12 protein-coding genes are annotated in these 16243 nt (G+C 53.1%); all 12 read left to right on the forward strand.

Annotated elements, in window-relative coordinates; translation table 11 throughout:
- The first annotated feature begins 272 nt into the window (after positions 1 to 272).
- The gene (locus tag OGY06_RS12780) at positions 273 to 2132 is read left to right on the forward strand and encodes an STY4199 family HEPN domain-containing protein (protein WP_286605437.1); all 1860 of its coding nucleotides are present in this window, start codon (positions 273 to 275) and stop codon (positions 2130 to 2132) included.
- A 38-nt stretch (positions 2133 to 2170) separates the two neighbouring features.
- Positions 2171 to 4282 carry a hypothetical protein gene (locus tag OGY06_RS12785; RefSeq protein WP_286605439.1) on the forward strand — a complete coding sequence of 704 codons (2112 nt, stop codon included), beginning with the start codon at positions 2171 to 2173 and terminating at the stop codon, positions 4280 to 4282.
- Positions 4283 to 4557: 275 nt separating this feature from the next.
- Positions 4558 to 5628: a dihydroxyacetone kinase subunit DhaK gene (gene dhaK, locus OGY06_RS12790; RefSeq protein WP_003833521.1), complete on the forward strand. Its 1071-nt coding sequence runs from the start codon at positions 4558 to 4560 to the stop codon at positions 5626 to 5628.
- Between the two features lie 11 nt (positions 5629 to 5639).
- On the forward strand, positions 5640 to 6272 hold the full coding sequence (gene dhaL, locus OGY06_RS12795) for a dihydroxyacetone kinase subunit DhaL (protein ID WP_020996617.1): 633 nt from the start codon (positions 5640 to 5642) through the stop codon (positions 6270 to 6272).
- A 10-nt stretch (positions 6273 to 6282) separates the two neighbouring features.
- A complete protein-coding gene (gene dhaM / locus OGY06_RS12800; protein WP_286605441.1) occupies positions 6283 to 7713 on the forward strand; it encodes a dihydroxyacetone kinase phosphoryl donor subunit DhaM in 1431 nt (476 codons plus the stop codon).
- A 170-nt stretch (positions 7714 to 7883) separates the two neighbouring features.
- Positions 7884 to 9596 carry an alpha,alpha-trehalase gene (locus tag OGY06_RS12805; protein WP_200921515.1) on the forward strand — a complete coding sequence of 571 codons (1713 nt, stop codon included), beginning with the start codon at positions 7884 to 7886 and terminating at the stop codon, positions 9594 to 9596.
- A gap of 207 nt (positions 9597 to 9803) precedes the next feature.
- Positions 9804 to 10826: an ABC transporter substrate-binding protein gene (locus OGY06_RS12810; protein WP_200921514.1), complete on the forward strand. Its 1023-nt coding sequence runs from the start codon at positions 9804 to 9806 to the stop codon at positions 10824 to 10826.
- A 26-nt stretch (positions 10827 to 10852) separates the two neighbouring features.
- On the forward strand, positions 10853 to 11812 hold the full coding sequence (locus tag OGY06_RS12815) for a FecCD family ABC transporter permease (protein ID WP_373370766.1): 960 nt from the start codon (positions 10853 to 10855) through the stop codon (positions 11810 to 11812).
- A complete protein-coding gene (locus OGY06_RS12820; protein WP_003833537.1) occupies positions 11809 to 12570 on the forward strand; it encodes an ABC transporter ATP-binding protein in 762 nt (253 codons plus the stop codon). The genes OGY06_RS12815 and OGY06_RS12820 overlap by 4 nt, the downstream gene beginning before the upstream one ends.
- A gap of 9 nt (positions 12571 to 12579) precedes the next feature.
- A complete protein-coding gene (locus OGY06_RS12825; protein WP_286605443.1) occupies positions 12580 to 13392 on the forward strand; it encodes a class I SAM-dependent methyltransferase in 813 nt (270 codons plus the stop codon).
- Positions 13389 to 14246 (forward strand): ModD protein, encoded by an 858-nt coding sequence (gene modD, locus OGY06_RS12830; protein WP_200921512.1) that lies wholly within the window; start codon positions 13389 to 13391, stop codon positions 14244 to 14246. The genes OGY06_RS12825 and modD overlap by 4 nt, the downstream gene beginning before the upstream one ends.
- Positions 14247 to 14269: 23 nt before the next feature.
- Complete coding sequence (locus OGY06_RS12835) at positions 14270 to 16240, forward strand: TonB-dependent receptor plug domain-containing protein (protein ID WP_218667387.1); 1971 nt, start codon at positions 14270 to 14272, stop codon at positions 16238 to 16240.
- Positions 16241 to 16243 lie beyond the last annotated feature (3 nt).

A 16243-nucleotide genomic window follows, 5' to 3' on the forward strand; every position in this document is an offset into this window, starting at 1 on the left:
CTGCATTTTACTTACCCAATATCTGCGCATTTTGTTAGCCAATAAACATTAAATTCCATCGCTGCAACCATAATTTGCGTTAAGAACCCATAGCAACGCATTATTGGTTGCAATGTCTACTACCAATATTACGCCCCCATATATATTGACGAACTGATTAAAAATCCCGAATAATTGTCGAATTATGGCATTCTGGCTGCAGGGAAAGTTGCCTGACACAGTGCGATTAGATCGGGCCGGGAAAACTCAGCGAATAACCACGTGAGAATATAATGGTCGATCATTCATCTGCTTCTGAGCACAACGATTTTACTCGTTGCCTGTCTCTTTTCGACAGCGCATTTCCACAAATCTTATCCCTGCTGGGTATGCCAGCCCCCACGCAACTTTCGCCTGATACGTTTTATTATTCACTTGATAAAGCCCGAGAGAGATTGGGCAACTGGAGCAGTGTAGCGGCCCGGTTTAACTATAATGAGCAGGAAATGGCGAGCTTTCTTGCGGCATTACGCACCTTGAACAAATGGCTCGGCAGAAATACAGATGGCCAGCCTGCCGACAGAAATCTGACCATTGCCGCGTTGCGTTTTTTGTGGCAGCTCGAATATTTGCGAGAAAAACAGCCTCAATTAACTTATTCAACGACGCTGCATAACGAAGGCGAAGAAAAGCAGTTACGTAGTTTGCAGCAGGTACGAGCATTAGAGCTGACCATTCGTAGTTTAATTAATGAAGCGTACAATAACCAACAAGCCCTACTTGAGCACCTAAACAAACTATTTGGTCAGGAACGTGTAAAAAAATGGCTCAACGTTGCCGATCGTGATGACGTATTGAGCGGTACCCTTTTCAGTGAACTCGCCTCACTATTTATTGATAAAGACGAATATCCCATCCACTACTCTCCACTTTATCAATATACCCCTTTGCTCAGCTTTGTTAACGATAAACGTAGAACACTGAATACCTTTCTTGACGATATTCGCGTAATTCGCAACCGTCTGGCGCATCATAAGCGGGTAACCTCCGTCCAAACAACATTGGTGAATTACTATTACCAAGAAATTACTGAGCCGGTACAGGAGGCCTTCGACGAAGGCCGGGTAAAAGTTAACCCTGATCGCTTTTTTGATGACAGCAATGCTGAGGTTGCTCACTATTTCGAACAGACAGCCAAAAAAATTGAAGATCTCGGCGGTGACGTTCAGGAAATAAAGGATGATCTGGTGGCTCAGGCTCAGGATATTGGAAAAATCAAAATTGATACGCGCATCATTCGCAATCGAGTAGCCTGGGTGCTGGGCGGTATCGTCGTCATTATTGTTGGCTCAGTACTGACTTTCGGAACCTCAACCAAGACGCTGGTGAATACGGAGTCCATCCGTAGCGATCTCGGGGAAGTGGGTAAAACGGTTGCTGGGGCGAAAAAAGAAACCAGTAACGATCCGCGTAAAGAACTGGCGAATATCGGCATTGCCTGGGATGAAAAAAATCTTCGCGCCGCTATCGATCGCGGTGATACCCAGGTTGTCAATCTGTTTCTTGCCGGAGGCATGCGCTGGAAACTGTATTATGCCGAAGCCGCATTACTGGAAGATCGCCAGGAAACGTTGAATGCCCTATTACAATCAGCATCGTTGATGGATGAAAAAAACGGCTGCCTCAGAATGGCCGGTAAATTACGTCAGCAAGCGGACCACAATGGCACGCTGACCCCCATACAGATTCGTTATTTACAAACATTCTGTTCTTCTGCCAAGGATGTTCAGGGTATTAAAGCGGAACTCGACAGAGCGCTTAATTTTGAGAAAGCCCAGAAGAAAGCTTACGATGAAGAAATGGCCAAAAATGAACCTGCAGGTCGCTGTGAGCGCCGTCTGATGGCCGATAATGCGCGTGAGTTACTGGCTGACGCGGCGCAATTTTCACTGCAAAGACCGACCACTTATTCACTCCATGATGTGTTATTGAAAGAACTGAATACGCGTCTGATGTTCGGCACACTCAACGAGGCAGAGTTAAAAAGCCTGGTTAAGAACTACTGCGTAAAACAAGAAAACCATGAACCCAATATTGCGATTGGCGATAACTGGAGTCGCTCACAACGGGTCATTTATAACGTAGTCAAATAATGAGCGATCCAACAACACATTCATCGAAAGAGAATTATATGTTCGCATTCAATAATGCATGGCCGCTGTTTACTTTCGAGTTCAATCCGTCGCAGCGTGATGCACCGGCAGGCAGCCTACTGATCGGATTGGGCGACGGCAATGATACGGAAAGCCATAAGGGTGTCGCGCTCAATAACAAAGGATACCGTGCAGGTCACTACAATTCGGTGAGTGAACTGGTGGCAAATGCCGACGATCGTCAATGGTCTATATGGCGCAGTAAACTCTCAAGTGTCCAGGGAATACAACGAATCGTTATCGAAGATTTCTCTCTGGATACCTGTTTTACGCTGTTGCTGTTTTTGAACCATCTCGATGCCGCTGGTTCGCTGTCGCTATCAACACATCCGTGGCTGGAATACGTCACCGCATGGGAAAGCGGTATTTATCTGGACGGTGATGATACAACTCGTTCTGCCGCTTGCTTGTTATCCGCACTCGCGCATAGCAGCCTGTGCGAGCAATCCATGGATGATACTGTCGTTGTTCGCCACAACATGCTGGCCTGCCTTCGCCTGTTGAGCGATATGATGATAGCCAACCCAGACCCCACCGCAGGCATTATGCCCATGCACACGCAATGTTATGCAAGTGCGGTCGCAAGTCTGGCGTATGAGCAACAGATTTACCAACACGTGATCAAGCGTTCGGTTACCTGCCAACTCCTGCTGGATCTCGGCACAGGCCGGCGGCAAACGGTGGTTGATGCATTGTTTATTACCGAAACGCTCCCTTCTGGGATGTTGAAAATTCTCGCGCGCTGCGATAAAGAACGCAGTTGGACGCACAATGGATTTGGGTTGCTGGCCATTTATCGACCGCGAGAAGTGGGTACGGGAAATGATATCGTTATTTCGCTCAACCCGATTCAGGGGACACGCCTTGATGCCCTGTGGTCCGCTCTGGAACAACGTGAAGATGTGGCCTGGCAAGGACTACGCCCGCACGATACTCCGCGTTTTCTCGAAAGCTATCGCCTGGCCGGAAGCGATAAATTGATCCCAGGCGCACCGAACCAACCCTGGTACGACGATCAAGGCAGAATGACGCTAATTGCGGCACCGAAGCAGCTTGCGCCCGGAGAGCCCGGCTCGAAACTGACCTGGCAAAAAGACGTTTTGCCCGCAATCTGGGAAAATTATTTTACCCGTTATCTTGATAACGCCATTGTGCCAATAGCTTTACCCGAACTTGATTGCCGCACAAAAGGTAAATGCATTCGTGTCTATCAGCATCGCATCCCGGAGGGTGGTGATATTACGATCGTCCCGCTGATGCGAATGATCGATACCCCCACCTTTCATGCCTGGCTGGCAGCACAGAGCGATAGCACGCGCGTCGTTAGGAGTCCTGCGGATCTCCCCCCCACCAGCGAGTACCACTGCCAATGGTACAGCAATATTCTGGTTGTCGCTCACCGTCATGGCGTCACAATCTTCTGCCGCGAAGAAGAGGATAAACATCTGGCGATACTGATTAAAGCGGCCATTTCTGTAGCGGATGTAAGCCATGAGTATGAAAATTTTCTGGCGAACTCTGCCCAACAGATTGAACAGTGGTTCAAGGATCTGCTCGAGTCGCAGCAAAAACACAACCGAAAGGGAAAAATTCGTCGTCTATCTGACTGGTCCGAAATGATGCTGGAAACCAAAGCCCAGGCGCTAAAAGCCATGAATAAAGGTGCTTTAGTCGGCAACGATGCCCTACATAACCAGTTGAGTGAAGATCTCTCTCGGCAGTGGGGATTGTCTGAGCAACGTCAGGAGCTCATGACGCAGATAGAGCAATTGGATCAGCTCATGCGCCAGGCTATTAGTCAGCGTCAGGAAAAACGCCAACGTATTTACGGCGCACTGTTTTCTGCTTTAGCACTCGGCGCGGCGGCTAACCATATTTGGGAACCGATTAAAGAGATAAAAACAACAAACCTTTATGAATGGCAACTCATGCTATTCAAAGAGCAGCCAGCCCCAGCAATGGACAAGTTACAGGCGATTGCTGCAGATGCCGCGCGATATGAAGTCTATACCCTGGCTATTCTGCTAATTTTTGGTTTTATTGGTTTTATCTTGTTCTGGTTTTTCGATTTTAATGGCAAAGAAGAGTAAGGAATAACGTTTTACTCATGATGCCGTCAGCATAAACTTTGCCGCATCTCTCACTTCCGCTGTTTTATGCACCACCACGTTTCAATATGGAACATTAAAAGATGCTAATGTTCCGTATTGAAACGCCCTTCACAGCAATTTTCTTTTGCGTACCCGTGTGCAAAATTACCTTATCGGCAGCGAGCGGTCGCCGTGACGTTGAACCAACCGATACCCTACATCAGATGCCTGCCCGAATTTGGCAGCCATCCAGGACTGTCTGCGGAGCATAAATAATGAAAAAATTGATCAACCGTGTTGAAGACGTACTGAATGAACAACTCGCCGGACTGGCGAAAGCGTATCCTTCCCTGGCATTGCATCAGGATCCGGTATATGTCACCCGCGCAGATGCGCCGGTGATGGGCAAAGTGGCACTGCTTTCCGGTGGCGGCAGCGGACACGAACCTATGCACTGCGGCTACATTGGTCAGGGCATGCTCTCTGGCGCCTGCCCGGGTGAGATTTTTACCTCACCCACGCCGGATAAAATGTTCGAATGCGCCATGCAAATTGACGGTGGCGAAGGCGTGCTGCTGATAATCAAAAATTACACCGGCGACATTCTTAATTTCGAAACCGCTACCGAGCTGCTGCACGAAAGCGGTGTCAAAGTCACCACCATGGTGGTGGATGACGACGTGGCGGTGAAAGACAGTTTGTATACCGCCGGTCGACGTGGCGTGGCGAATACCGTATTGATCGAAAAACTGGTCGGCGCGGCCGCCGAACGTGGTGATTCGCTGGAAGCCTGTGCGGCGTTGGGCCGTAAGCTGAATAACCAGGGCCACTCCATTGGCATAGCCATTGGTGCCTGTACCGTTCCAGCCGCCGGACAACCGTCTTTCACGCTGCAGGATAACGAAATGGAATTTGGCGTAGGTATCCACGGGGAACCGGGCATAGACCGTCGCCCCTTCACCTCTCTCGATCAGACCGTTGATGAAATGTTCGATACCCTGCTGGAAAACGGTAACTACAGCCGTACACTCCGCCACTGGGACAACGTCCAGGGCGCGTGGCAGGAAGGTAAAGAAAGCAAGCGGGCGTTACAGAGTGGCGATCGCGTTATTGCGCTGGTCAATAATCTCGGCGCGACGCCGTTGTCTGAACTCTTCGGCGTATATAACCGCCTCGAAAGCCGTTGTCAGGATGCAGGCATTGTCATTGAGCGCAACCTGATCGGCTCTTACTGTACCTCTCTGGATATGACCGGTTTCTCGATCACCCTGTTACAGGTAGATGACGAAACGCTGAGCTTATGGGATGCACCGGTTCACACCCCTGCTCTCAACTGGGGTAAATAAGGAGATTTATGATGTCCCTCAACAGAACGCAAATTGTTAACTGGCTCTATCGTTGCGGCGAGATCTTCACCACAGAAAGTGATTTTCTCACCGGACTTGACCGGGAGATCGGCGATGCCGACCACGGTCTGAACATGCATCGTGGTTTCAGCAAAGTCGTTGAAAAGCTGCCGTCCATCGCAGACAAAGACATCGGCTTTATTTTGAAAAACACCGGTATGGTGCTGCTCTCAAGCGTCGGCGGGGCCAGTGGACCGCTGTTTGGCACCTTTTTTATTCGCGCCGCTCAGGTGACTCAGGCTCATCAAAGCCTGACGCTTGAAGAGCTGTATCAAATGATGCGTGATGGCGCAGAAGGTGTGATTAGCCGCGGTAAGGCTGAACCTGGCGACAAAACCATGTGCGACGTCTGGCTGCCAGTAGTCGAGTCCTTACGCCAGTCCTGCGAGCAGAAACTGAGTGTACAGGCAGCGCTGGAAGCGGCAAGCCAGCAAGCGGAAGCCGCAGCACAAAGCACCATCACCATGCAGGCTCGCAAAGGCCGTGCCAGCTATCTTGGTGAGCGCAGTATTGGGCATCAGGATCCCGGCGCAACGTCGGTGATGTTTATGATGCAAATGCTGGCTCAGGCGTCCAGAGAGTAAGGATAAAGCGATGGTAAACCTGGTTATTGTTTCTCACAGCGCCCAACTGGGCGAAGGCGTCGGTACGCTGGCCCGGCAGATGTTAATGGGCGGTGATTGCAAAATCGCCATTGCCGCAGGCATTGATGATCCTGAGAATCCGATTGGCACCGATCCGATCAAGGTGATGGAAGCCATCGAGTCCGTGGCCGATACGGACCACGTGCTGGTGATGATGGATATCGGTAGTGCATTACTGAGTGCGGAAACCGCGCTGGAACTGCTCGACCCTGGCATTGCCGCCAAAGTGCGTTTGTGCGCAGCGCCACTGGTTGAAGGCACACTGGCCGCGACGGTTAGCGCCGCCGCGGGTGCTGATATCGATCGGGTCATCCGTGATGCCATGAACGCCCTCGACGCCAAATGTGAGCAACTGGGTTTACCTTCGCCATCCGCAGCGAAACCCGCATCTGCTGTACAGTCTCCCGATGCAGATGCCCGTTCTGTTGCCATTGTGGTGAAAAACCCTAACGGCATCCACGTTCGCCCGGCTTCGCGGCTGGTTTCCGCGTTGTCTGGTTTTAACGCCGACATGTGGCTGGAGAAAAACGGCAAGTGTGTGGTTCCTGATAGCCTGAATCAGATAGCTCTGCTGCAGGTTCGCTGTAATGACACGCTGCGCCTGATTGCCAAAGGCGAACAGGCAGGGGATGCGCTAGCCGCATTTAAACAGCTGGCAGCAGAGAATTTTGGTGAATCGCTCGAGTCCGCTAATGCTGATAACAAGGCAGCTCAGGCTCCCTCAAAAGTCACGGGGACGGCATTCTGTTACACGCCGTTCTCACCCGAGGTAAACCCGCAGTTAGCCGCATCACTCCAGGCTGAGCAGCAGCGATTACAGACCGCCATCCAAAGTACGCTGAACGATCTGAGCGAACTCACCGCACTTGCTGAAGAACGATATTCCGCAGATATCGCTGCCATCTTCTCCGGTCACCACACGCTGTTGGACGATCCTGAACTTTTTGAAATGGCCTGCGATGTAATGCGCGAAAAGCAGTGCAGCGCCGCCTGGGCCTGGCATCAGGTGCTGAGCGATCTCAGCCAGCAGTATTTACAGCTCGATGATCCTTATCTGCAGGCGCGATACATTGATATTGAAGATTTGCTGTCTCGTTCACTGCAGCATTTGACGGGAGAGAGCGCACAAATTCCCGCATTTTTGCGCCCCACTATCCTGGTCGCTGATGTCATTTATCCGTCTACGGTACTGCAACTCGATCCGAAGACCATCAAAGGTATCTGCCTGCGGGACGGCAGCGAAGCCTCGCATCCGGCGATTATCGCTCGTGAAATGGGTCTGTGCTGGATGTGTCAGCAAGGCGCGGCTCTCGATAGCATCAAGATGGGCGATACTCTGACCATTGACTGTGTCACACAGCGGATAACCCGCGCAAACTGATTCCGAAGCACACCCTTTCCAACAAAGGGTGTGCTTCTTCTCTATTCACGTCGGGAAATGTCTGTTTATTCGCAAAATGGGGAGCCGATCACGCGCAACGGTCATTCCTGAACTAAGGTTTTCTCATGGTAAGTGCCGCTACTTCGGCACGCCGCTAAGGAGATTAACCGATGATAACGCCAGCAACTCGCCATCCTGGCCTGCTCTCTGTTGCAATAAAACTGACGCTCGCAAGCACCTTTTTTGCCCTTTCCTCTTTTACCGTCAACGCCGAGGACGCACCAGCCGCTACGCCTGCGCCGCCTGATATTCTGCTTGGTCCCCTGTTTAACGATGTACAAACAGCAAAACTGTTTCCTGACCAGAAAACCTTTGCCGACGCGGTGCCAAACAGCGATCCATTAATGATCCTTGCCGATTACCGGATGCAGAAAAACCAGTCCGGATTCGACTTACGCCATTTTGTGCAAGTGAATTTCACCTTGCCGAAAGACGGCGAGAAATACGTGCCCCCGGCCGGGCAATCACTGCGCGAACATATTGACGGACTGTGGCCAGTACTCACTCGTTCGACCACCACCGCAGAAAAATGGGATTCGCTGCTGCCGCTCCCGGAGCCGTATGTGGTACCTGGCGGGCGTTTTCGCGAAATATATTATTGGGACAGCTATTTCACCATGCTGGGGCTTGCCGAGAGCAATCACTGGGATAAGGTCTCGGACATGGTGGCAAACTTCGCCTACGAGATTGATTCCTGGGGACACATTCCTAACGGCAACCGCACCTACTACCTGAGCCGTTCGCAACCGCCGTTCTTTGCCTTTATGGTTGAACTGCTGGCGCAACACGACGGAAATGACGCGCTGAAAAAATACCTCCCGCAGATGCAAAAAGAGTACAGCTACTGGATGGAGGGCATCGAAACACTCCAGCCCGGTCAGCAAAATAAGCGCGTGGTTAAACTGGATGACGGCACCATTTTGAACCGCTACTGGGATGAGCGCGATTCGCCTCGGCCAGAGTCGTGGGTAGAGGATATTGCCACCGCTAAAAGCAACCCAAACCGCCCGGCCACAGAAATCTACCGCGACCTGCGTTCAGCTGCCGCGTCCGGTTGGGATTTTAGTTCCCGCTGGATGGACAATCCTAATCAGCTGGGCACTCTGCGCACCACCAGCATCGTTCCGGTCGATCTCAATGCGTTGATGTACAAAATGGAAAAAATGATCGCCCTCGCCAGTAAAGCCGCCGGTGATGATGCCAAAGCGGCGCAGTACGATGGCTTCGCTAATGCCCGACAAAAAGGGATCGAAAAATATCTGTGGAACGACAAAGAAGGCTGGTATGCCGACTACGATCTGAAAAGCCACAAAGTACGCAACCAGCTCACGGCCGCCGCTCTGTTCCCGCTGTATGTCAATGCGGCGGCAAAAGATCGCGCCAGTAAAGTCGCCACGGCCACCCAGGCACATCTGCTGCAACCGGGCGGCCTTGCTACCACATCAGTGAAAAGCGGCCAGCAGTGGGATGCCCCCAACGGCTGGGCTCCGCTCCAGTGGGTCGCCGCATCCGGGTTACAGAATTACGGTCAGGATAACGTCGCCATGGACGTAACCTGGCGATTCCTCACCAATGTTCAACACACCTACGATCGCGAGAAAAAGCTGGTTGAGAAGTATGACGTGAGCACCACTGGAACCGGCGGTGGCGGCGGTGAGTATCCGTTGCAGGATGGTTTCGGCTGGACCAACGGCGTAACGCTGAAAATGCTCGACCTGATTTGTGCCAAAGAAAAACCCTGTGACAACGTCCCCGCATCACGACCGACCCCGGCAAGTACAACGCCAGTCGAGCCTAAAAAACAGACTCAACCGACGCCTTAACGTCATTACATGAGTCGTTTTACACCCTGAATCCGCGCTTCGTCGCGGATTTTTCTGTCATATTTTTCGCCATTTAAGCTGTCTCTATCCCCTCTAGCCCTTATGGGGTATCCGGTGTTTTCATCCGTGAGAATTTGATTCTGAACATGTTTTTATTCGCTGTATATGTAAATATATAGCGATTTTGTAACCTTCAGGATACCGATAATGCCACTGACAAGACGGATGTTTGCCCAACTCGTGGCATCTGCACTGCTGCTACGCCATCTTCCCGCGTTTGCTCAAACGCCGCTGACCGTGGCCATTGGAGACTCTCCGAAGCCAGAGAAAACCCAACGCGTGGTCAGTGCTGGCGCGCCCGCTGACATGCTGCTGCTGGCCGTCGCACCGGAAAAAGTGGTGGGTTTTTCCTCCTTTGATTTCTCTCGCCAGACCGCCATTCCGTTTCACGACGATATTCGGACCTTGCCGAAACTCGGCAGGCTGGCGGGCCGCTCCAGCACGCTCTCGCTTGAAGCACTCCTGACGCTTAAACCCGACCTGGTTATTGACTGTGGTAATGCCGATGAAACCTGGCTTTCTCAGGCCAGACAAGTGAGCGCACAAACACACATTCCCTGGCTGCTGATTAACGGCGAACTGCGCCATACCCCAGAACAGTTGCGCGCAGCCGGTGAAGCATTGGGCGTCGTCTCGCGTACCGCAATGCAGGCCGCACTGGCCCGTCGATTTATCGATGATGCAATAGCTTTCTCGCATACCCCCGCGGCGAATCTGCGTTTTTATGCCGCGCGCGGTGCCAGAGGACTGGAGACAGGTTTACAAGGTTCTCTGCATACCGAAGCGGCAGAACTGCTGGGGTTGCACAATGTGGCGCACATCCCCGGACGACAGGGGCTCACACAGGTCTCAATGGAAAATCTGCTCAGCTGGCAGCCGGATATTATCCTGGTACAGGATGCGGTGACAGCGCAGTTCCTACGAGAAGATCCGGTCTGGCAAGGAGTCAAAGCGGTTGCTGACCGGCGCATTCTGTTTCTCAGCGGTCTGCCGTTTGGCTGGCTGGATGCACCTCCCGGCATCAACCGTTTACTGGGGTTACGCCGCCTGCACGCCTGGCTTGATCCTCAGGTTAACGCGAGCTTTAAAGCTGATATGCAGCGCTACAGTGAGTTGTTCTGGCACACCACGCTAAGCGACGCACAGTATCAAAGGTTGGTGGCAGTCTGATGAAAACATCAACCCTCGGTTTTCTGATGATTGCTGCGGTGGTGCTTTGCGCGAGCGTCGCCGCGGTATCAGGCGCGTATCACCTGGATGCACAGCAGGTTCTGAATCTCGTGGCCGGTACAGATGGCGTTCCAATGCAGGACAAAATCGTCTTCTGGCAAATCCGCCTGCCGCGCATACTGGCTGCATTGCTGCTCGGCGCGGCGCTGGCGGGCGCAGGAACCACCTATCAGGGTATGTTCCGCAACCCGCTGGTCTCACCGGATATTCTCGGCGTGGCGGCGGGTGCGGGTTTAGGTGCCTGTTTAGCAATCCTGTTAGGTTTACCGATCCTGTTCATTCAGCTGTATGCGTTCATGGGCGGTTTATTCGTGGTCGCCGGTGTCTGGTTAATTACCCGGCGAGTCAAGCGACACGACCCGGTGTTAACACTGGTGCTGGTCGGGATTGCGCTGGGTACGGTATGCGGTGCGGGAATTTCACTCATCAAAACGCTGGCCGACCCGTATACCCAACTCCCCTCTATCACTTTCTGGCTGCTTGGCGGTTTATCGACGATCACGCTGCACGACCTGTGGTTCTCGGCACCGCTGATCTTCGCAGGACTCGTCCCGCTATTGCTGCTGCGCTGGCGCATGAACCTGCTCACCCTGTCGGATGATGAAGCACGATCGCTTGGGATCAACGTCTCGCGATTGCGGCTGGGACTGATCGTCTGCGCTACGTTAATCACCGCCTGTACCGTTGCCATCGCGGGCATTATCGGCTGGATTGGGCTGGTTGTACCGCACATCGGCAGACTCCTCAGTGGCAATAACCACCAGCAGTTGCTGCCGGTTTCCATGGGGGTCGGTGCCATTTTGCTACTGCTCACCGATACTCTTGCCCGCACGCTGAGCAGCACAGAAATCCCGCTGGGGATCCTGACGGCATTTATTGGCGCACCGTTCTTTTTGCTGCTTTTGCTGCGGGGAAATCGCCCATGACGCTTCTGACCCTCCGCCATGCGTCGTTGGGATACCACAGTCACCAGCCCGTGTTACGCGATGTCTCATTTCAGGTTTCGCCCGGCTCCGTCTGTTGTCTGATTGGGGCCAACGGCAGTGGAAAAACCACCCTGATGCGCACCATTCTCGGCGTTCTTTCGCCGCTTCACGGTGACATTCTGCTTGATGGCGTCGCCATAAATCATCTCAGCGATCGGCAACGCGCCGCCGCTATCGCCTGGGTTCCTCAGGCACATGACGGCGCGTTTGCCTTCACTGCGCTGGACATGGTGATGATGGGGCTGGCCCCGCAATTGGCGGCATTTGCGGTTCCCGGCGCTAAAGAGCGTGAAAATGCGCACCAGCAGATGACGATGCTGGGAATCTCTCACCTGGCGCCCCGACGCTGGAACACGCTGAGCGGCGGAGAGCGGCAACTGGTGTTAATTGCCCGCGCGCTGGCGCAGCGTCCGCGTCTTTTGTTGCTGGATGAACCCGCTTCCAGCCTGGATTTTGGGCATCAAATCCGTCTGCTCGACACGCTGGTGACGCTGAAAAACTCGGGTATGGCCCTGCTGATGTCGACCCATCATCCGTTGCACGCCCGGGCAATCGCCGACAGCGTGGTACGCGTTGAACCGAACGGTGCAGTGTCGCAGGGGCTTCCTGAACAGCAGCTCGCCACCGATCGTCTGGCAGCGCTGTATCGCGTTACACCGTCACAAATCGCCCATCACCTCTTTGGCTCACACAACTAAGGAATAAGAATGCTCATTGACGACATTGATTTTGCCGATCTTTACCGTAAACATTTACAGCTGGCGAACAGAACCGAGAAAAAACCGGAGCACTGGGATAAGCGTGCGGAAAAAATGGCAGAGAATTGCGCCTCATTAACCGACAGCTATCTGCTACAGCTGTTGGGAAAAATCGACCTGAAAGGGGCGGAGTCGCTGTTTGATATGGGCTGCGGTCCCGGTACGGTTTCGCTGGCGTTGGCTAAAAAGATGCCAATAATTTACGGCGTAGATTACAGCCAGGGCATGCTTAGCGTAGCTGCCCGCCGCGCTGCGCAAATGAACGCCCGTCACGTGCAGTGGGTGCAGCGGGCCTGGGAGGAACACTGGGATGATTTACCCCAGTGCGATATCGCCGTCGCTTCGCGCTCTACGCTGGTTGCCGATATGCGCCAGGCGATGACCAAACTGAATAATCAGGCCCGACTGCGGGTTTACACCACTCATCTCGTCAGTTCATCTTTCGTTTCCCCCACCATTCAGCGTGCACTGGGCCGCGAAGTGATTGAGCTTCCCAACTATATCTATGCGCTTAATGTCCTGTATCAGATGGGGATCCACGCGCATGTTGATTTTATCCGCGGACCCAACTGCCAGCAGGACAACAGCACCTGGACGCGTTTTCTGGAAAACGTGCGCTGGAGTATGGGTGAACTGAGCGCCGACGAGGTCGAACGTCTGGAAAGCTGGTATCAGCAGCAGGATCCACGCGCGATTGCCCCCGCCAGCCGTGACTGGGCGCTTATCTGGTGGGACAGCGTGCCGCGGGAGGCGCTGCGATGATCTACTTTTCGCAGGCGCAAACCGACGCGCTGCTGCTGGAAGATATTCAGGGCGGCGACCTGACTACCCGCGCGTTGGGTATTGGCGCACAGCCGGGCGTTATGGAATTTTACCATCGCCAGGGCGGGTGCGTTAGCGGCACCGCCGTTGCCAGACAAATGCTCACCTCATTAGGGCTGACCATCAGCGACATGGTTGCCGATGGTGAACAGGTAAGTGCAGGACAGCGATTGATTTGCGCACATGGGAATGCGGCGGCGCTGCATCAGGGCTGGAAAGCGGTACAAAATGTCCTGGAATGGAGCTGCGGGGTTTCGGGCTATCTTGAGTGCATGTTGAGCCAACTGCGCCAACGCTATCCTGATGGGCAGATTGCCTGTACCCGCAAAGCCATTCCCGGCACGCGTTTGTTGGCGACTCAGGCAATACTCGCCGCGGGAGGCATTATCCATCGCGGAGGATGCGCCGAAACGGTACTGCTGTTTGCTAATCACCGTCATTTTCTTACCAACCCAAACGACTGGGCCGGCGCGATTGCGCGCTTACGCAGCCATGCGCCAGAAAAAAAGATCGTGGTTGAAGCAGATACACCAGATGAGGCATTAGCCGCGCTTCGCGCCGCGCCTGATGTCCTGCAACTCGACAAATTTACCCCTGAGCAAGCAACAGAAATTGTCCGCCAGGCACCTTTTCTGGCCCCCCATTGCACGCTGGCGCTGACTGGCGGCATTACCCTCGCCTCGCTGGCGAGTTATCTCGACTGTGGCATCAGACTTTTCATCACTTCCGCGCCTTACTACGCTCCGCCTGCGGATATCAAAGTTAGCCTGAGCCCGGACGCACGTGGCATATAACATTAATAAATGGACTAAAAATAATGAATTTCAACAAAAGTTGTCTTTACACAGCCCTGTCGTTTGCTTTCGCGCACAGTGCTTTTGCTGGGCAGGAAAGCGAAACCATGACCGTCTGGTCAAGCCCGGCCTCCGCGGCAACCACTACGGTTCTCGGCCAGGAAACGATGCAGCAACTGGATAAGCAAAACGTGGCGCAGGCGCTGAGCGTTGTCCCCGGCGTCGTGCTGCAAAAGTCAGGCAACCGCAATGAGCAGCAGGTGAAAGTCCGCGGTTTTGACAGCCGTCAGGTTCCCGTCTATTTTGACGGCGTGCCGGTATACATCCCCTATGACGGCAACCTCGATTTAGGCCGTTTTCTGACCTCCGATATCGCTTCGGTTGAAGTCTCCAAAGGCTACTCGTCTCTGCTACAAGGGCCGAACCAGATGGGCGGCGCCATCAATATCACCACCAAAAGACCTACCAAACCGGTTGAAGGCAGCATTGGCTATCGCCAGGGCTGGAGTCGTAGCAAAGACAACGCCCACGATATGCATGCTTCATTTGGCGCCAGCAACGATCTCGGTTACATCCAGCTCAGCGGCAGTCAGTTGAAGCAGGATTTCCTTGGCCTACCGCATGGCGTGGACAACCCTATTGCGGGCAGCAACGGCAAGATTGCCAACTCCTCCGCCGATGATAAACGCGGCATCGTGAAGCTGGGCTTTACCCCACGTGGTGATGACGAATATGTGCTGACCTATATTAATCAGGACGGTGAAAAAGATAACCCTCCGTACGCTGGAACCAGCAGTCAGAAATCACGCTACTGGCAATGGCCACAGTACGATAAAGAGAGCTATTACTATCAGGGCACTACCCATCTGGGCGATCGTTTTACCCTGAAAAGCCGTCTGTATCGCGACACATTTGAAAATACGTTGATGATGTACAACTCGCTTGCCGATCTGAAAAACAAAAAAGGCAGCTACAGTCATTATTCAGACTATAGCGATGGGGCTGGTCTGCAGCTCGCTGCGGATATGCGTGAAAACGACCAGCTCTCTTTCGCGGTGAACTGGAAGGATGATGTTCACCGCGAGAAAGGCGCACCGAATGCGTCTTACGACCGTTACGAAGACCGCACCTGGTCCGTTGCCAGCGAATACCAGTGGGCAGCGGCGGATAATGTCGATGTGGTGGCGGGAATAAGCTATGACTGGCGCGACAGTCTGGAAGGCATGAAGCACGAAAAAAATGGTAGCGTCACCCACTATGATGACAACAATCAGTCGGCCTTCAACTGGCAGATGATGACCAAATATCACTTCGATAATGCTGACACATTAGCGCTGTCCTACTCTGACAGAACGCGTTTCCCTACGCTTAAAGAGCGCTACACCACCTCGAAACCGGCCTATAACCAGGTGGCGCTGGTCAATCCGCAGCTTAAACCGGAACGCGCTCGCAGCGTGGATCTGACCTGGAATGGTTCACTTGGCAAAGACTGGGGATTCGAAGCCAGCGTCTATTACAACCGCATCAGCGATGCCATTCTTTCACACAATATTGATGCCGATACCATCCAGAATCAGAACAGCGGCCGGGTGGATTACACCGGTCTGGATGCAGGCGTTAAAGGTAAAGTCTTTGATATGCTGGATGTTGGGCTGAGCTATGGCCTGATTCATGCGGATGTCAAACGCAGCGACATCGGCAAAATAACCGATTTGCCGACGCAAACCCTCACCGCATGGATGACGCTGAAACCGTGGGATCCGTTGAGCATTACGCTGTCTGAAGAGGCCCGCTCATCGAGCTATAGCAATAGCGACGGCTCGCAGAAAGCCGCAGGTTTCGCCATTACCCATTTACGCGCCGACTACGCCATCGGTCACGGGTTTAGCGTCAACGCTTCGGTCAATAACCTGTTCGATACACAATACGTGTACAGCGAAGGATTTATCGAAGAAGGCCGTAATTACTGGGCTGGGATTGAGTACCAGTTCTGACTT

This window comes from Citrobacter sp. Cpo147 (assembly GCF_030332405.1).
GTDB lineage: Bacteria > Pseudomonadota > Gammaproteobacteria > Enterobacterales > Enterobacteriaceae > Citrobacter > Citrobacter portucalensis.